Raw genomic sequence first — 16,289 nt, 5'->3', positions numbered from 1 at the left:
CGCGGCGTCAATGCTCGTGCGCGCCGCGAAGTGAGCGACCACGCGCTGGCCCTAGGCTGGCGGTGATCGACGAATGGGGTTTCGGCATGAACAGTGTCATTGGCGACGTTCTACCGCTCGCGCTGGGGGTGGCGATCAGCGTTGTGCCTATCATTGCGGCAATCCTGATGCTGCTCTCACCCAAAGCGAAAGTGACGAGTGTCGGGTTTTTGCTGGGGTGGATCGTCGGCATCGTGGTGGCGGTGACCGCGTTCACTCTGTTGTCGTCGGTGGTTCCTACCGACAGTTCCAGCGGATCGAGCCCGGTGGTAGGCACGATTCAGCTGGTGCTGGGTCTGCTGCTGTTGGTGGTGGCGGTTCGTCAGTGGAAGAGCCGACCAAAAGCCGGCGAGACTCCGAAGCTGCCGAAGTGGATGAAGGCGATCGACAACGTGACCTTCTTCAGCGCTTTTGGCCTCGCCTTCTTGCTTTCGGCCGTCAACCCGAAGAACCTGCTGTTGGCGGTGTCGGCCGGCGTCAGCATCGGCACGGCGGGCCTCGACGCGGGGTCAACGGTCATCGTGATCGTCATCTTCGTCGTGATCGCTGCCTCGACGGTCGCGGTTCCTGTGATCGCCTACTTGATCGCACCGACCAAGCTGCGCGCACCCCTCGACAAGATGCGGGAGTGGCTCGCTCACGAGAACGCGCTCATCATGGCGCTGCTCATGCTCGTAATCGGAGTCAATCTCATCGGAAAGGGCATCGGCAGCTTCTAGTCGCCTCGTGCATGTTGATCACTTGATCAATCGCATCTGACGCGACAGAATCGCTGTCATGCCCGCACCACGCACTCGCCGATCGGCCGATCAGCGCCGAGCCGAGATCACCGATGCGGCCCGCGAACTTGCGCTCGCCGAGGGTCTCTCGGCCGTCACCCTGCGCGCAGTCGCCGCGCGAGTGGGTGTCGCTTCTGGGTTGGTTGCGCACTATGCGCCCAGCATGGACGAGTTGGTGGCATCTACTTTCGGCGACATTGTCGGTGGCGAGCTCGCTGAGCTGGCGATGCTACTTAGCGGGATCGCCGACCCTACAGCGCAAGTAGCGACGTTGTTGGCGACCGTGCTCGACGGATCGAGAACCGATGTGACGTTGGTCTGGGTGCAGTCGTGGGGGATGGGAGAGCGCAACGAGGCGCTCGCAGCCGAGGCGCGTTCACGCATGGATGAGTGGCAGCAGTTCATCGCGGCATTGCTGCACACCGGCGTCGCTTCGGGGGACTTTCGAGTCGAAGACACTCAGGGCGTCGCTTGGTTGCTCCTGGGCATGATCGACGGCCTCAGCGCGCACACGCTGGTGCGGTGGGGCGAGTCCGAGGGGCGACGCGAGCTGCTCGTGCGAGCCGTTGAGCCGCTGCTCGGGTTGGAGCCGGGCCGGCTCAGGTCTCGTTGATCAGCGGTGGCGGTGGCGCTCGACAAGTGCGTGCTCGATGCGTTCCAGGCCCGCGATCATAGTGTCGCGCATGTTGTCATCGACGATGCCCTGAAGCATTGCTGTCCACGTGGCATCGAGTATCTCGAGGTTCTTCGCAGCGAGATCGGTGGGGTGCAGGCGAACCGCTCGGGCATCCTGAGTGTCTTGCTCTCGGCGCACATAGCCCTTGGTCTCGAGACTGCGTAGGGCGCGGCTGAAGTTGCTCGGCTGGAGCGACACTGCTTTCGCGGCCGCGCCGGCTGCGGTGCCGGGGTGGCGGTCCACATAGCGCAGCACGGTGGTCTCGAGAGGCGTGAGAACCGGCTTTCCGCTGTCGTCGTTGAAGTTCATCTGCCGTGAGACGGCATGGATCAGATCGGCGAGAGCGAACAGCGATGGTGAGCGGGGCTGATCCATGAAGCAATGCTATATCCTTATCTGTGGATAGTTAACTTTTGATAAGGAGTTTCATGACTCGCACCTCGCGATCGACCGGCCTGGGGCCGCTGCTCCTGGTCACTTTGGCCCTGTTGGCAAGTGTGGCGCCGTTCTCGACCGACTTGTATCTTTCGGCGTTTCCGGTCATGGCGGAGGAACTGAACACCTCGGCGGCAACGATTCAGCTGACCCTGACGAGCTTCTTGATTGGTCTGGCGATCGGTCAGCTTGTCTTCGGACCGATTTCTGACCGGGTGGGCAGGCGTGGGCCCCTTCTCATTGGCTCTACGGTGTTTGTACTCGCGAGCATTGCGGTGATGCTCGCACCGTCGGTCGAGTTGCTGATCGCCGCGCGACTGTTGCAGGGCGTCAGCGGAGCGGCAGGCATGGTGCTCGGCCGCGCCGTGGTTGCTGATCGTGAGAAGGGCGACGCGGCGGCGAGAGCTTTCAGCCTCATGATGATCGTGGGTGGTATCGCCCCGGTGATAGCGCCGCTTGCCGGAAGCCTCGTGCTGGATCAGCTGGGCTGGCGAGGCGTGCTCGGAGTGCTCGTCGCTCTCTCGATCGTGATGCTTCTGGGCTCATGGTTTGTGGTGAAAGAGACCTTGCCCCGCGAGCAGCGTTCGCCGGCAGGGACCGGCCGTTTTCGTCTGCTGCTTTCTGCGCAGTATCTGACACCGGCGGCAACTTTCGTGTTCGGGTTCTCGGTGATGATGGCCTACATCTCAGCATCCCCTTTTCTCTATCAAGACGTGATTGGGCTGGAGCCGACGGTCTACGGACTGTTCTTCGGGCTCAACGCCCTCGGGCTGGCGGGGTGCAGTTTCATCGGCAGTCGGATGCTGCGTCGCTTCACTTCGCGCACAGTGCTCGGCTGGGGTGTGATCGGGCTTGTCGGCTCGACGACCGCAGTGTTGGCGCTCGCGCTCTCGGCTCTTCCCGCGGCGTGGATGATGGTTCCCATCTTCGTGTCGGTTGCGTCGCTTGGATTTGTCATGGGGCCGGCGACGGCTCTCGCGCTTTCAGCGGTTCCCGGTGCATCTGGCACGGGCTCTGCGGTGCTGGGGGCATCGCAATTCGGGTTTGCTGCGATTGTTTCGCCGCTTGTCGGGCTGGGGGGCAGCGAAGCGACTCTTCCGCTCGCGGTGGTCATGTTCACGATGGCGCTTCTGGCCGCGGTGGCCCACGTCAGCGGTCGGTTCACCGCAGTGGTGCAGAAGCCGAGCAATCCTGTCGAGTTCACGAAACAGTGACGCCCCAGAGTCAAGCGTGACCTAGGTCTATGGCCGCGCGCACCTGGCGCTGAGATTATGGGAACCGCAGCCCCGTGTACAACAGCAGGAGAGACGAGCATGCCGACGAGTTTTAGCAGTTCACGCCGCCAGCGAGCACTTGCTCTTTCCGTCATCGCGCTGACGGGCGTTTCCCTCGGTGCTTGCACGTCTGCTGGCGGTGGTGATGCCGCAGAGACCTCCGCGGCCGAAGCCGTCTTGCGCCCGGCCGCGCCGGAGGGGCAGTTGCCGGAGTTGCTTCAGTCAGAACTGCAGGCAACACTCGACGAGAAGATGGCGGAGTATGACGTGCCGGGGGCTGTAGCCGGCGTGTGGATTCCGGGCGAAGGGTCATGGACGACCGCGGCGGGGCTTGCTGACGTCGAAGGCGGCGTCGATGCGACCACCGACATGGTGTGGCCGATCCGCAGCATCACCAAGTCGTACACGGTCACCCTGCTGCTGCAACTGGCAGACGAGGGCACGTTGAGTCTCGACGACACTCTGGATCAGTACGTTGATGGCGTGCCGAACGGCGACGAGATCATCCTGCTCGAACTGGCGAACATGTCGAGCGGCAATGCTGACTATGTGAATGAGGGGTTCATCGAGGAGTTTGTCGCCGATCCCACGCGAGTCTTCACGCTCGATGAACTGAATGCGGCTGCGATCGGGCAGCCAGCGCAGTTCGCGCCGGGCAGTGAGTACCTATACACGAACTCGAATATCAACTTTCTGGGTTCGGTGATCGAAGAGGCCACCGGGCAGCGGTTCACCGAGGTGCTCACCGAGCGCATTCTTGAGCCACTCGAGCAAACCGGAACGAGCTACATCACCGACGTTGATGACTGGTCTGAGCCGCATGCGGTGGGCTACATCGTCGAAGACGGTGTTCCGATTGCACAGCAAGAGAACGCTTCGATCTTCGGCCCGGCGGGTTCGATGTTCTCGACCCTTGATGACGGTCGCGTGTGGGCTGAGATGCTCGGAACCGGAGCGCTCGTGACGCCCGAGATGCAGGAGATCCGCGAGGTCGGCCACGAGATTCCCAGCCCGCCGTACGATCTCTACGCGGTGGGCATTGGCACCACCGACGGGTGGTGGGGTCACAACGGCGAGGGCATCGGGTTCACCGCCGCCACCTTCTATGAGCCCGAGACTGGCGCGAGCATCGTCGTCTACATGAACGAGTCGAACGTGGCAGATGGAGCGCACCCCGCAGACCAAACCTTCCGTGCGATGGCAACCGCTATTGAAGCGAGCATGTGACGTCTGCTCGCCGCCGTGGCTCAGTGCGGTGCGCCGGGTTGGCTAGGCTTTAGGCTCCGCGCCAGCGCGCAGCACATCAATCTCCGGGAGACACACCATGTTGAGCCTCACTGACTACCTGCGGCTCTTGCCCAAGGCGGAGTTGCACTGCCACTTCGTTTCTGTGATGCGGCTCACTACGTTGCGCGAGCTCGCAACGGCCCATGACGTGCTTTTGAAGACCGATGATCTTGATGCGCTGCTTGACTACGACGGCCTTCCGGACTTTCTGGATGTGTTCAACGCCGCGCATAACGTTCTTACCACGGGTGATGAGATCGCACGCGTCGCCTACGAAGGTGTTCACGATGCCGTGCGCGATGGCAATCTGCGCTATCGCGAGTACTTCGTGAACCCCGACAACTTCACCTCGCTGGGGTTCGAATACCCGTCGCTCATCGACGCGATGACGGATGGGCTCACACAGGCAAAACGCGACTTCGGCGTCGGATTTCGGATCGTGGCCGCCATCAACCGCTCGTTGCCCCCGGCGACCGCCGTCGAAATGGTGCGGACCGTCATTGCCCATCCGCGCGACGCTGTGGTCGGTATCGGACAAGACGACCTCACGCCCGAGCTGACCGAAGACCCGCTGCGGTTTCGTGAGGCGTACGCTTTGGCCGAACGGCATGGCTTGCGTCGCAGCGCCCATGCGGGCGAAACCATGAACGCATCCGCGCAGAACGTCGTCGACGCCGTTGAAGTTCTCAACGTCGATCGCGTCGATCATGGGTACCGCGTCGTGGATGATGCCGTGGCGCTCGAGAAGGTCGCAGCCAGCGGAGTCGCGTTCACGTGCACTCCCCATTCGACAGACATGCTCTCGAGCTGGCAGTTCACGCCCGATCACCGCATTGCACAGATGATTCGTGCTGGCCTGCCGGTGACGTTTGCCACCGACGATGCGGTCTTCTTCAAGACCGATATCGGCAAGGAATACACCGTGGCATTGCCGGCCATGGGCTTTGGTGGAGCCGAAGGTGCTCGAATCGCGCGTGCGGGATTCGAAGCGGCATGGTGCAACGACGATGAGAAGCACGAACTTCTCGGCGAGGTGGATGGCGCCATCGCTGCTCTCAACGCCGCCTGGAAGGGCGACGAGGCGCGATAGTGGAATTGCACGAGAAGGGCCTCCTTCGAGGAATGCAGTCGATGAAGACTGTGCTCGACGAAGAAGGCCCCTTCACAACACGGCGTGGTTTCGCGCGCGTGAGGTGCTGCTAGGAAGCGATCGCCTCGGCGATCTTCTCGTCTCCCTTTTCGACTTCTTTCACCACGGCATCGAAGTCGCCCTTGTCGATGGCCTTGTTGGTCTTCTTAGTCGACTTCTCGACGGCGGCATCGATGCGGTCCAGGTACTTGTCATCGATCACCGCGACGATCGCTGAAGAGCCGGCGGGCAACCACTCTTTGGCGTCTACGCCGATCTTCTTCTGCTCGTGGTGCTTCACGATGCCCGCGACTGCGGCTCCGATACCGGCGCCGACTGCTCCCGAAAGCAGAAGCGGCGGCGCGAACAGGCCCACGACGAGCCCGGCGACCGCACCGATTCCGGTGCCCTTGCCGACGACCTTGCCGCCGTGCTCCTTTGCCGAGACTTTACCCTCTTCGTCGCGCGACAGCACGATTGCGGCCACGACTGAGACGTCGTCGAGAGCCTTGACTGTAGCGAAGTCTTCTTGCGCTGCTGTCTCGTCGTCGTATGCTCCGATGAAAAGTGAGTAGTTGGGATCGGTCATGAGGATTCTCCTTGGTGCTCGTCTTACTCGACTTCGCTCATCGATAGTGGGCGAAGAGCTCGTGCGGGTTGTCGGCACTCGAGCGGCTCCATATCGCAGGCACTCGCGGTGCTGACAGTCCGAAATCTACTCCCGGCAGATAGCGCATTCATCATGCGAATCGTGTGAGTGCGCTATGGATGCTTCGATGCGTTCCTGCGCGGGCACGAGTGACTTGACCGACAGCAAAGAAGGCGGGCCGCAGGCCTGAGGAGTCCCTCGGAACGGACACCGCGAGGTCGGTGGTTTAGCGGGGTGGAGGGGACGGCGGAAATCGGCCCCACCTCCCCTCCACCCGAACGTTTCTGCGCGACGAACTGTCGTGGGCCTGCCGGCGTTTGATCGGCGTGGATCGGGATCGTGGGCATGCACGCACTCAACCCGCGGCAGGCTAGTAGATGTGTGCCTCGCATGAGGCAAGGAATGCCTGACGCCGATGCTGAAGCTCGCGGTAGACGGTCGCACGCGAGATGCCGAAGAGTTCGGCGACTCAGCGCGACGCCTTTCGCCGTGAGCTCGTCGGCGATTTCGCGCGCATCACGCAGGGAGCGCGCAAGCCGATCCAACTTGGTGACCACCAATGTGTCCCCGCTTCGTGTCGCGGCGAGCGCTTCCCTGAGACCTGGGCGGCTACGGTTCGTGCTAGTCATTCCGTGGTCGACATAGATGTCCGCATCGCGAACGCCCAGCCGCAACAATCCGTCGCGTTGAGCAGTGAGGTCTTGATCTGCTGTCGAGGCTCTGGTGTATCCGATCTGCATTGCATCCATGCGCCCAGCATTGCTCTGTTGATATCAGCCCGCACGGCTCGGATCCGTGGGCGTGTGAGATGGGGGCGCAGGTGAGAGCATGGGGTCGTGAACGCACCAGTCCGATTTGTCGTCGACGGCGAGGCGTTTGACGTGGTGAAAGACGGCGATTCAATTCACCACACCTGGGTCAGCGGCCCGAACGCGAATTACGGGTTCTCGGTTGGCGGATCGGGCGCTGCTTCATTCACGGACGAAGACATCCGCTCCGAGATCCGGGCGTTCCTCGCTGAGATCGATCCGCGCACCGGCTATCTCATCGATTGACGGTCGCCTCGCGGGCCGCAGGCGTCGGCTCGCATCGAGTAGCCCTGACGGGGGGAGTATCGGCCATCCCCAAACCGGACGTCCGGCTGGGTGCACTATCCGCAACAGAGCGTTTGAGAATGGCCGGGGCGGCCTTTTAGGCCGCCGCAGTCATGCGAGTCGCTCGCGGTCTGTGAGGCGAGTGGCGAGCCTCTCGATGGCACCCGCGAGTTCGGGCGGTTCGATGACGGACACGGGGGCGTCAAGCGCTATCTCCGCAACGGTCATCGCGAGCCGTCCGAGGTCTTCGTTGCGGATTCCGACGACGCAGTGTTCTGCGTGCTCCTCCCTCAGAGTGTGGTCAGCCCAACGGAGGACGCCCTCGATCTCTGCGAACGGTCTATGGATGACGAGTGTCGCGTCGTGAGCACGAGCAGTGTGTCCGATCGAGCTCGCGACGAACTCGGCCGCGTCTCCGCCCGGGATTGTGCGGGGCGTGAAATGACTGCCGACCGGCCGCGGCTCCTGGATCCGGTCGAGTCGGAACGTTCTCCAATCGCGACGGTCCCCGTCCCACGCGACGAGATACCAGCGACGCTCGGCTGTGACGAGCTGATGCGGCTCGACATGGCGCCTACTAATGTCACTGTGCCTTCGCCGGTAGTCGAACCGTACATGCTCATGGTCGCGGCATGCCGCGGCGAACACACTCAGTGACTCTGAATGGATGACGTCGTCGTCGACTGCCCGCGGCAGTGATGCGACACTCGAATGCAGCGCCGATACGCGGCGACGGAGTCGGTGAGGCAGGAGGGCTTCGATCTTCGCCAGCGCCCGCAGCGACGTCTCCTCGATCCCGCTGACGGCGGCTTCAGCGCCGTAGCGCAATCCGATCGCCACCGCGACCGCCTCCTCGTCGTCGAGGATCAGGGGCGGCACGTGCGCTCCCGTCGCAAGCCGGTAGCCGCCGTGCCTTCCCGATATGGAATCGACCGGGTAGCCGAGCTCGCGAAGGCGGTCGAGGTCTCGGCGCACCGTACGTTCGGTCACCCCGAGCCGCGTCGCAAGTTCTGCACAGGGCCAGAAGCGGTGGGTCTGCAGAAGCGACAGCAGCTGCAGGGCTCTGCCCGTGGAATCAATTCGCATGATCTCAGCTTGTCGCGGATCTAGGACGCCCGGTGTCCAGAATGCTTCGTATGTTCTGAGCGCAGCCGATCCGCACGTGATCCGGCACCAACTCAGAGGAGCATCCATGAACACGTCCGACTTCCCCGACCCGACCTTCATCCCCGTCAACGGCATCGAACTCGAAGTGTTCGAGGCAGGACGAGAAAATGTCGGGAACCCAATCGTGCTTTGCCACGGGTGGCCGGGGCATGCGTCGGTATGGCGCCATCAGGTGCCGGCCCTCGTCGCCGCGGGCTACCACGTCATCGTCCCGAACCAACGCGGCTACGGCAACTCTTCGCGGCCGGCTGATGTGACGGCCTACGACATCGAGCACCTGTCAGGTGACCTTGTCGCACTTCTCGATCACTACGGATACGACAACGCCACCTTCGTCGGTCACGACTGGGGCGCGAACGTCGTCTGGGGGTTGACCCTGCTGCATCCCCACCGTGTGAGCAAGCTGGTCAACATGAGCCTGCCCTATCAGGAGCGGGGGGAGATCCCCTGGATCGAGCTCATGGAAGCCGTGCTCGGCGGCGACTTCTACTTTGTCCACTTCAATCGACAGCCTGGCGTCGCAGACGCCGTCTTCGACGAGAACACCTTCCAGTTCCTTCGCAACCTGTACCGGAAGAACGAGCCTCCTCAGGAGCCCAAGCCGGGTATGGCCTTCATCGATCTAGCTCGAGCAGAAACGCCACTCGGTGATCCGGTGATGAGCGACACCGAACTCGCCGTTCTCGTCTCCGCGTTCGAAACCTCCGGATTCACAGGCGGTGTGAACTGGTACCGAAACCTCGACCGCAACTGGCGCTTGCTGGCCGACGTGGACCCGATCATTCAGCAGCCCGCGCTCATGATCTACGGTGACCGAGACATGATCCAGAAATCCGAGACGCTTGCAGACTTTGTGCCGAACGTAGAGGTCGTCACTCTCGACTGCGGGCACTGGATCCAGCAAGAGAAGCCGACCGAACTCAACCACGCGATCCTGAATTGGCTGCAGCAACAGGACACCACACGCCGGCGATAGGCCACGAAAGAGCCGCTCGTTGCGCAGTCCGGGTCTCATCCCGTCGTCAGGTCGGCCACGTCGTTCAGTATGGCATCACGGTCCTCGACCACCTCGCCCTCGAAGAACCCGACCAGCAGCGCACCTTCGGGCTTGAGACCGAACCGGCGTCAGCCGTTCACTAGGGGGTCGGTGACCGTGATCGCCACAAGACCGCGCAGCCTCGGCCCGTACACTCGTTGATATGGACCGTTCCAGAAATCGCTGGTGGCCGAGCCTGACCGCACTGAGTGTTTTGTGCATCATTGGATTCTCCGTGAGCGCGAGCATCCTCATCTTGCTCATTCCCTCGTTGTTCCAGTCCGGAGCCGAAGTCCACCCGCTAGTCGTCGCAGGACTTGTGGCGCTCTCAGTCACTTTCGCAGTCGGCGCCCGGTACTGGCGCCCAGAGGCGCCAGTACAAGACCTCCGCTAGCGGGCAACGCTTCACAATTCGGCGCGCTCCCGCCGATGAGGCTGTCCGTGTAGGCATCCGTACATAGGTGCCTCATACGCGACGCGGTGGCGGTCTCGAAACCCATGGGCGTACGAGACAGAGCGATCACAGAACACCGCCAAAGAGCGCTGAACTCCACATCGGGCGCCGCCCGCGACGCTTTGCCGTCGAGTGGAAGGGTCTGGGGCAGGTGAACACCTATGGGCCTTCGCGGTACGTGCGCTCCCAGTATTGAAGAACTACCTCGTCTCCAGGTAGGGCGCTCTTGACCTCGTCGTAAAGCCTCCTTCCCTCCTCTGCATGCGCAGCGGCGATCGCGGCGCTTGGCCATCCGTGTTGCCAGTCGAACAACGCGTTGAATTGGGATGCCCAGGCGCGAACAGCGATCGCAGTCTCTACGGGAAGAGCGAGATCACCGTCGGCGCAAAGTCCCGCACCGCCCTTGCCGCCCCAGAACGGCCAGTCAGCCGAGTAATCGTTCATGAGCCTGTACTGCATGTGACAAGTGTCCCGCGAGGCGACCGGCTTGTGACTAGGTACGTGTCGATCCCTACGGCATCCAACACAAATGTCCTCCCGCACGACCTTCGGCCGCACGTGAGGACATTGGAGGGGATGACGGGAATCGAACCCGCGCTATCAGCTTGGGAAGCTGAAGTTCTGCCATTGAACTACATCCCCGTAGGCCGGGTAAAAGGCGTTTCGCCAGCATAACAAACCCCACCGGTCACGCCGATAGGCTGAACCCGTGCTGCTCTCAGACCGCGACATCCGACTCGAGCTCGACGCTGGCCGCATCGGCCTTGACCCGTGGGATCCCGCCATGGTGCAACCCTCGAGCGTTGACGTTCGCCTCGACCGCTACTTTCGGCTGTTCGACAACCACAAGTACCCCTTCATCGACCCGGCAGTCGACCAGCCTGAACTGACCCACTTGATCGGGACGGCGCCGAACGAGCCGTTCATTCTGCACCCCGGTGAGTTCGTGCTCGGCAGCACCTTTGAGCAGATCACACTGCCCGATGACATCGCGGCTCGCCTCGAAGGCAAATCTTCGCTCGGCCGGCTCGGGCTGCTCACTCACTCGACCGCCGGCTTCATCGACCCGGGCTTCTCGGGTCACGTGACGCTCGAACTGTCAAACGTTGCGACGCTTCCGATCAAGCTCTGGCCCGGCATGAAGATCGGACAAGTCTGCTACTTTCGCCTGTCGTCGCCGACCGAGACGCCGTACGGCTCGGGTCCGTACGGCAATCGATATCAGGGGCAACGAGGACCGACAGCATCCCGATCGTTCCAGAACTTCCACATCACCAACGTGGGCACGACCGACGCGGGTTCGCTCGGCGGTTAGCCTGCACGCGTGCTCCGCACCGCGACCCACAGGGCCCAACGACATCAGGCCCAAAGCAAACCCGGCGCTCGCCGGTTGCTCTGAGCCTGACTGCCTTCGTCGGCGCTACGACTTGGGGCGCACGCGAAGGTGGGTCACTCCACCGTCAACGTCAAGCGCGATGCCGGTAGTCGAGCCCGACAGCGGGCTGGCGAGGTAGACGACGCCACCGGCGACTTCTTCAGGCGTGACCATGCGGCCGGTCGCCTGGCGGGCGTCGAGCGCGGCGCGCTCTTTCACCGGGTCGTCGAACTTCTGCAGCATCCGGTCGACAAACGGAGTCGACACGGTGCCGGGGCTCACACAGTTCACGCGCACACCCTCAGCCACGTGATCGGTGGCCATCGCAAACGTCAGCGCGAGAATCGCGCCCTTCGAGGCAGAGTAGACCGCGCGCTGTGGAAGACCGTTGAGCGCAGCGATCGAGCAGATGTTGACGATGACAGCGTGATCCGACTTGCGCAGCCACGGCAGCGCCGACGCGCTGACGCGTGCGGTGCCGGTGACGTTGATGTCGAGCACGCGAGCCCAGTCACTGTCGGTGGCTTCTTCGACGGTGCCGATCGAGCTGATACCCGCGCTGTTGACGACAATGTCGACGCCGCCGAACTTCTCAGCGATGGCGGCCATTGCAGCATCCACTGATTCGCGATCTGTGACGTTTCCGACGAACCCCGTGAGGCTCTCAGGCAGGTCTGCGGGGTTGAGGTCAAGCACGGCAACCTGCGCGCCGCGCTCGGCAAGTGCCGACGCCGTGGCTAGGCCGATTCCTGACGCTCCGCCCGTGACGACGGCGACAAGCCCGTCGAACTCGCCGGCGCTCATGCCTGCACCATCGTCTGACGTGAGCGGCCGAGGCCGTCGATCTCAAGCTCGACCACATCGCCATCGCGGAGATATGGCTGGCCTTCGATTCCGAGCGCAACACCGGCAGGGGTGCCTGTGTTGATGACGTCTCCTGGACGAAGGACCATGTACTGCGAGAGGTACCAGATCACATAGGCGATCGAGAAGATCTGTGCTGAGGTGTTGCCATTTTGATGCTGCTGGCCGTTTACCCAGAGGCGCAGACCGAGGTTTTGCGGGTCTTCGACCATGTCGGCGGGCACCAGGTCGGGGCCGAGCGGGTTGAAGGTCTCGCAGCTCTTGCCGAGATCCCATTGCCCGCTCTTCTCGAGCTGAAACTCCCGCTCCGAGACATCGTGAGAAAGCACATAGCCGGCGACGTGAGCAAGAGCCGCCTCGGGGGAATCGACGTAGCGCGCTTCGGTGCCGATGACGACACCCAGCTCGACCTCCCAGTCGGTCTTGACCGACTTGCGGGGGATGAGCACGTCGTCAAACGGGCCGCTGACGGTCGAAGCATCTTTCATGAAGACGACGGGCTCGGCAGGAATGGCTGCGCCGGTCTCTTCTGCGTGGTCGTGGTAGTTCAGGCCGATGCAGACGACTTTGCCGGGGCGGGCGATCGGTGTGCCCACGCGCATCTCTGCGGCGCCGGCGAGCTCGGCAAGCTCACCCGCAGCGGCGGCCGCGCGAGCACGGGCGATGCCGTCGCTGGCGAGGAACGCACCATCGATATCGGCGGTCAACGAACGCAGGTCGAGTACGCGTCCTTCGTGGCGGATGACGGGAATCTCTTCACCGACGTTTCCGAGGCGTCCTAATGTCACGGTGTCTCCTTTGGATCAGGTGTGTTTAACGGTGGTCGGCGTGGCAACCCGCAGTCTGCTTTGACGCACCCGTTAAAGATCAGATGAATTCTAGCTCAGTTGCACCGGTTTTGGGGAAGAGGTCGAATCTTGGTCAGTCCGGCGATGACTTTCATCGTATGAATCGCTTAGAGTGGTGTGACTGACGGAGGGATCACCATGCGTACTCGCGCAACGCCGCGCGGACTTCAGCTGACAGAGCTGGGTCTTGGCGCCGCACAACTGGGCAACTTGTTTCGAGTCACTACCGAGCAAGAGACCGTTGAAACCGTTGATACCGCGTGGAACGCTGGCATTCGCTACTTCGACACGGCCCCGCACTACGGCCTCGGGCTTTCCGAGCGACGACTCGGCGAACAGCTGCGCTCACGACCGCGTGATGAGTATGTCGTCTCCACAAAAGTCGGACGACTGCTGGTGCCGACACCCGAGACTGCCGATCAACGCGACACTGAGGGCTATGACGTTCCCGCCGACCCCACACGGGTGTGGGACTTCAGTCGAGATGGAATTCTGCGCTCGGTCGAAGCATCACTAGAGCGCACGGGGCTCGACCGCTTCGACATCCTCTATCTTCACGATCCCGAAAACCACTTTGAGCAGGCCTCTACCGAGGGCATCGGCGCGCTGATCGAATTGCGCGAGCAGGGCGTCGTTTCGGCAGTGGGCGCGGGCATGAACTATGCCGAACCGCTCGCTGAGCTGATTCGACGCGCTGACATCGATCTCGTGATGTGCGCGGGCCGGTTCACGCTGCTCGATGACACCGCAGTGGCTGACCTGCTGCCGCTCGCGCAGGAACGCGGCGTCGGCGTCGTCGCGGCGGGCGTCTACAACTCGGGGCTGTTGAGCAAGCCGCGCCCCGCCGCCGATGCCATGTTCGACTACCAGCCCGCACCCGCGGATTTGCTCGCTCGCACCAACGCCGTCGCCGATGTGTGCGAACGCCATGGCGTGACGCTGCCCGAGGCAGCCATCGCCTACGTGTACCGGCACCCGGCTGTCGTCAATGTCGTGCTCGGGGCTCGTGGCGGGCGGCAGGTGCAGTCGAACGTTGACCGCGCCGCGACTGAGATTCCTGACGAGGTCTGGCGTGAACTCGCTGACGCTGGCCTCATTCCGGCCGCGTTCGCGTGAGCGTTCACTCCGTTTCTGTTTAGGACGCTTCAGGGTCTTCGTCGGCATGCGCAGCGCTGAACTCTTCAACACCGAGCAGGTGCACCGCCATGCGGATGCGGGCTCGTTCGGAATCTCGACGCACGAGTTCGTCGAGGATCGCGCGATGCTCGGCCTGAGTCTCTCGCACCGAACCGCGATGCGAGATGGCACGCCACAGTCGGGCGCGAAAGGTGCGGCCAACGAGCGTGTCGATTACGGCAGCGAGGGGAGGATTGCCGCTCGCGCGAGCGATCGTGCGATGAAAGCGGGTGTCAGCGTCGATGAACGATTCCAGATCCATCTCTGCGTCGGCCTGCAGGCTGTCATCAACTGCCGCCAAAATCGCTTCGAGCTCGGCGAGCTCGGTTTCGCTGAGCCGCGTCGCAGCGAGCGCAACGCTCTCGGTTTCAAGAATTCTGCGCACAGCCAACAAGTCGGCGGCGTGGGCGGGCTGCTGCAGGTCGGCGAGAAATCCCAGTGGACTGAGCAGGTTGCCGGGATCGAGAGCAGTCACATAGGTGCCATCGCCCTGGCGAGTCTCAAGCACCCCGAGCGTCGCGAGCGCGCGCACTCCTTCTCGCAACGATCCTCGAGACACTCCCAGCTGAGTCGCCAGGTCTTTCTCGATGGGCAGACGCGAACCGGGCACCAGAGCACCGCTCGTGAGCATCTGCTTGATGCCGCCGATTACCACATCGGTCTGCGAGCGGGTACCGCCCACCGCGTCGTCGTCGATCATGTCTGTCAGTGTACGGTTTTCCCGAAGTCATCCGATGTTCCCCCATGCTCGCGGGTCGAAGTCGAACGCGAGCCCACCATCAAGGAGAAACATGACCTTTCCGGTGATCGATGCCCACCAGCACGTCTGGGATCCCGCCCGCGCCGAATACGCGTGGCTGGGCCCCGAACTCGCGCCGATCAACACCGCGATGAGCTTCGAAGACGTCGCTCCCGAACTGCAGGCGTGTGGCGTCGGCTACACGGTGCAGGTGCAGTCCGCCGATAACGCGGAAGACACCGTGGTGATGCGGGCGTCAGCGGCTGCTCACCCCGAGGTCGTTGGGATTGTCGGCTACGCGCCTCTCGACGATGCCGCGGCGGCAGAAGCAACTCTGAACTCGTGGGCAGATGACTCGCTCATGGTGGGCGTGCGCATCTTGATTCACAACAAACCAGACCCTGACTGGCTGTTGCGAAGTGACGTGGCTGACGGGCTGGCAATGCTGCAGGAGCGCAATCTCGCCTTCGACGTGGTGGCTGAACTGCCGCGCCACCTTGGGATCGTGCCGATTCTCGCCGAGCGTTTTCCCGACTTGCGAATGGTGATCGACCACCTGGGCAAGCCGCCCGTCGGGCTCGATGACAGTGAGCCCTGGCACACCCTCATTGCTGAAGCCGCCGCCTGCCCGAACGTATACGGCAAGGTCAGCGGCCTCTACTCTGCGACGGGTGAACTCGGCTCATGGACGACCGACACGATACGCCCGTCGTTCGAGCGTGCTGTCGAAGTCTTCGGCGCTCGGCGACTGATGTACGGCGGCGACTGGCCGGTGTCGATTCTCGCCGGCGGATACACCCGGGTGTGGAACGGGCTCAAGCCGCTGTTCGACTCGGTATGCGAACAAGAGCGTGAATGGATGCTGGGACGCACCGCCGCGCACTTCTACCGGCTCGACCCGCAGCGGTTCGCCGCTGACCAAGATGCGACGAAGGAGAACCGATGAAGCGTGTCGCTTCGGTGATTGGCCTGCCCGCCGAAAACCGCGAAGAGTATGAGCGCTACCACGCTGCGGTGTGGCCGACGATTCTGGCCCGGTTGACGGCCAGCAACATCCACAACTACTCGATCTACCGACACGGCGAGCTGCTGTTTTCGTACTTCGAGTACACCGGTGATGACTACGAAGCCGACATGGCTGCCGTTGCCGCCGACCCCGAAACCCAGCGCTGGTGGGCCGTGCAAGAGCCGTTGCAACAGCCACTCGATGATCGCGCTGAGGGCGAATGGTGGAAGGAGCTACCCGAGGTGTTCCACCACGACTGACG

Annotated in this window: 19 protein-coding genes, 1 tRNA gene and 1 pseudogene; 12 read left to right on the top strand and 9 right to left on the bottom strand. The window is 62.8% G+C overall.

Going from position 1 to position 16,289, the window contains the following annotated elements:
• Positions 1-86: 86 nt before the first annotated feature.
• Both WDU96_RS00995 and WDU96_RS00990 read left to right on the top strand, forming a co-directional pair.
• Positions 87-758: a GAP family protein gene (locus tag WDU96_RS00995; protein ID WP_337336621.1), complete on the top strand. Its 672-nt coding sequence runs from the start codon at positions 87-89 to the stop codon at positions 756-758.
• Between the two features lie 58 nt (positions 759-816).
• Positions 817-1,431, top strand: coding sequence for a TetR/AcrR family transcriptional regulator (locus tag WDU96_RS00990; protein ID WP_337336620.1), 615 nt, complete (start codon positions 817-819; stop codon positions 1,429-1,431).
• Here WDU96_RS00990 and WDU96_RS00985 read toward each other — a convergent pair whose 3' ends face one another.
• Positions 1,432-1,869 carry a MarR family winged helix-turn-helix transcriptional regulator gene (locus tag WDU96_RS00985; protein WP_337336619.1) on the bottom strand — a complete coding sequence of 146 codons (438 nt, stop codon included), beginning with the start codon at positions 1,867-1,869 and terminating at the stop codon, positions 1,432-1,434. It abuts the gene before it with no gap.
• A gap of 53 nt (positions 1,870-1,922) precedes the next feature.
• Here WDU96_RS00985 and WDU96_RS00980 point away from each other — a divergent pair, with 53 nt between their 5' ends.
• The 3 genes from WDU96_RS00980 to add all read left to right on the top strand — a co-directional run bounded on the left by WDU96_RS00980 (position 1,923) and on the right by add (position 5,580).
• Positions 1,923-3,143, top strand: a complete 1,221-nt coding sequence (locus tag WDU96_RS00980) for a multidrug effflux MFS transporter (RefSeq protein ID WP_337336618.1) — start codon at positions 1,923-1,925, stop codon at positions 3,141-3,143.
• 99 nt (positions 3,144-3,242) lie between these two features.
• Positions 3,243-4,430, top strand: coding sequence for a serine hydrolase domain-containing protein (locus tag WDU96_RS00975; RefSeq protein ID WP_337336617.1), 1,188 nt, complete (start codon positions 3,243-3,245; stop codon positions 4,428-4,430).
• A gap of 97 nt (positions 4,431-4,527) precedes the next feature.
• Positions 4,528-5,580: an adenosine deaminase gene (add, locus tag WDU96_RS00970; protein ID WP_337336616.1), complete on the top strand. Its 1,053-nt coding sequence runs from the start codon at positions 4,528-4,530 to the stop codon at positions 5,578-5,580.
• Between the two features lie 109 nt (positions 5,581-5,689).
• On the opposite strand, the gene WDU96_RS00965 is transcribed toward add, so the two are convergent.
• Positions 5,690-6,208, bottom strand: a complete 519-nt coding sequence (locus tag WDU96_RS00965) for a DUF1269 domain-containing protein (protein WP_337336615.1) — start codon at positions 6,206-6,208, stop codon at positions 5,690-5,692.
• 527 nt (positions 6,209-6,735) lie between these two features.
• A pseudogene (locus tag WDU96_RS00960) lies at positions 6,736-7,017 on the bottom strand (recombinase family protein); the annotation flags it as partial.
• Between the two features lie 87 nt (positions 7,018-7,104).
• Here WDU96_RS00960 and WDU96_RS00955 point away from each other — a divergent pair.
• Complete coding sequence (locus tag WDU96_RS00955) at positions 7,105-7,323, top strand: hypothetical protein (protein ID WP_337336614.1); 219 nt, start codon at positions 7,105-7,107, stop codon at positions 7,321-7,323.
• Positions 7,324-7,473: 150 nt separating this feature from the next.
• On the opposite strand, the gene WDU96_RS00950 is transcribed toward WDU96_RS00955, so the two are convergent.
• Complete coding sequence (locus tag WDU96_RS00950) at positions 7,474-8,448, bottom strand: helix-turn-helix transcriptional regulator (RefSeq protein WP_337336613.1); 975 nt, start codon at positions 8,446-8,448, stop codon at positions 7,474-7,476.
• 106 nt (positions 8,449-8,554) lie between these two features.
• Between WDU96_RS00950 and WDU96_RS00945 the strand changes: the two genes are divergently transcribed.
• Both WDU96_RS00945 and WDU96_RS00940 read left to right on the top strand, forming a co-directional pair.
• Entirely contained in the window at positions 8,555-9,505 is a 951-nt protein-coding gene (locus WDU96_RS00945) for an alpha/beta fold hydrolase (protein ID WP_337336612.1), read from the top strand.
• A gap of 223 nt (positions 9,506-9,728) precedes the next feature.
• Positions 9,729-9,959: a hypothetical protein gene (locus WDU96_RS00940; RefSeq protein ID WP_337336611.1), complete on the top strand. Its 231-nt coding sequence runs from the start codon at positions 9,729-9,731 to the stop codon at positions 9,957-9,959.
• 219 nt (positions 9,960-10,178) lie between these two features.
• Here WDU96_RS00940 and WDU96_RS00935 read toward each other — a convergent pair whose 3' ends face one another.
• Together WDU96_RS00935 and WDU96_RS00930 are read right to left on the bottom strand one after the other, a co-directional pair.
• A complete protein-coding gene (locus WDU96_RS00935; protein ID WP_337336610.1) occupies positions 10,179-10,478 on the bottom strand; it encodes a hypothetical protein in 300 nt (99 codons plus the stop codon).
• A gap of 109 nt (positions 10,479-10,587) precedes the next feature.
• Positions 10,588-10,661 (bottom strand) — tRNA-Gly (locus tag WDU96_RS00930).
• 67 nt (positions 10,662-10,728) lie between these two features.
• Between WDU96_RS00930 and dcd the strand changes: the two genes are divergently transcribed.
• On the top strand, positions 10,729-11,334 hold the full coding sequence (gene dcd, locus WDU96_RS00925; RefSeq protein WP_337336609.1) for a dCTP deaminase: 606 nt from the start codon (positions 10,729-10,731) through the stop codon (positions 11,332-11,334).
• Between the two features lie 105 nt (positions 11,335-11,439).
• Here the strand turns inward: dcd and WDU96_RS00920 are convergent, their stop codons facing one another.
• Entirely contained in the window at positions 11,440-12,198 is a 759-nt protein-coding gene (locus WDU96_RS00920) for an SDR family NAD(P)-dependent oxidoreductase (RefSeq protein WP_337336608.1), read from the bottom strand.
• The gene (locus WDU96_RS00915; RefSeq protein WP_337336607.1) at positions 12,195-13,046 is read right to left on the bottom strand and encodes a fumarylacetoacetate hydrolase family protein; all 852 of its coding nucleotides are present in this window, start codon (positions 13,044-13,046) and stop codon (positions 12,195-12,197) included. The genes WDU96_RS00920 and WDU96_RS00915 overlap by 4 nt, the downstream gene beginning before the upstream one ends.
• Before the next feature lie 198 nt (positions 13,047-13,244).
• On the opposite strand from WDU96_RS00915, the gene WDU96_RS00910 reads away from it, so the two are divergent.
• Positions 13,245-14,222, top strand: a complete 978-nt coding sequence (locus WDU96_RS00910; RefSeq protein WP_337336606.1) for an aldo/keto reductase — start codon at positions 13,245-13,247, stop codon at positions 14,220-14,222.
• Positions 14,223-14,241: 19 nt separating this feature from the next.
• Here the strand turns inward: WDU96_RS00910 and WDU96_RS00905 are convergent, their stop codons facing one another.
• On the bottom strand, positions 14,242-14,982 hold the full coding sequence (locus tag WDU96_RS00905; protein ID WP_337336605.1) for a FadR/GntR family transcriptional regulator: 741 nt from the start codon (positions 14,980-14,982) through the stop codon (positions 14,242-14,244).
• A gap of 91 nt (positions 14,983-15,073) precedes the next feature.
• On the opposite strand from WDU96_RS00905, the gene WDU96_RS00900 reads away from it, so the two are divergent.
• On the top strand, positions 15,074-15,967 hold the full coding sequence (locus WDU96_RS00900) for an amidohydrolase family protein (protein WP_337336604.1): 894 nt from the start codon (positions 15,074-15,076) through the stop codon (positions 15,965-15,967).
• Positions 15,964-16,287: an L-rhamnose mutarotase gene (locus WDU96_RS00895; protein WP_337336603.1), complete on the top strand. Its 324-nt coding sequence runs from the start codon at positions 15,964-15,966 to the stop codon at positions 16,285-16,287. The genes WDU96_RS00900 and WDU96_RS00895 overlap by 4 nt, the downstream gene beginning before the upstream one ends.
• Positions 16,288-16,289: the final 2 nt, after the last annotated feature.

This window comes from Microbacterium marmarense, from assembly GCF_037204165.1.
Classification (GTDB): domain Bacteria; phylum Actinomycetota; class Actinomycetes; order Actinomycetales; family Microbacteriaceae; genus Microbacterium; species Microbacterium marmarense.
Note: the sequence above shows the minus strand (reverse complement) of the source record. Positions and strands in the feature narration are given on the sequence as shown.